The sequence below is a fragment of the Bradyrhizobium sp. Kon10 genome (assembly GCF_055807395.1).
In genome coordinates this window covers 1-452 of the sequence record NZ_JBVVOZ010000130.1, presented here as the reverse complement: position 1 = coordinate 452, position 452 = coordinate 1, and the positions used below count along the sequence as shown (strand labels likewise).

Genomic DNA, 452 nt, shown 5'->3' with positions numbered 1-452 from the left:
TGCTGCTGATGCTTGGCCGCCTTGAAATCGGTCTTGCCCATCAGGATCGCGATCTTGCAGCGGGGATCGCCGACGCCGGACGACCACCATTTGCGGCCGTTGATGACGTAATGGTCGCCGTCGCGCACAATGCTGGTCTCGATGTTGGTGGCGTCAGACGAGGCCACGGCCGGCTCCGTCATCAGGAAGGCGGAGCGGATCTCGCCGTCCATCAGCGGACGCAGCCATTTGCGCTTCTGCTCCTTGGAGCCGTAGCGCATGAACACTTCCATGTTGCCGGTGTCGGGCGCGGAACAATTGAAGACTTCCGAGGCCCAGGAGATGTGGCCCATCTGCTCGGAGAGCAGCGCGTATTCGAGATTGGTCAGTCCCGCGCCGCGGAATTCGTCATCCTCATGCTCGTTCGGCGGCATGAACATGTTCCAGAGGCCTTCGGCCTTCGCCTTCTTCTT

General features: G+C 61.3%; 1 protein-coding gene. It reads right to left on the bottom strand.

Annotation, left to right across the window (positions count from 1 at the left end; translation table 11 throughout):
• Window positions 1-452 (bottom strand): acyl-CoA dehydrogenase family protein (locus tag AC0L2O_RS36385; protein ID WP_473373146.1); only part of this gene is annotated, 452 nt, incomplete at both ends.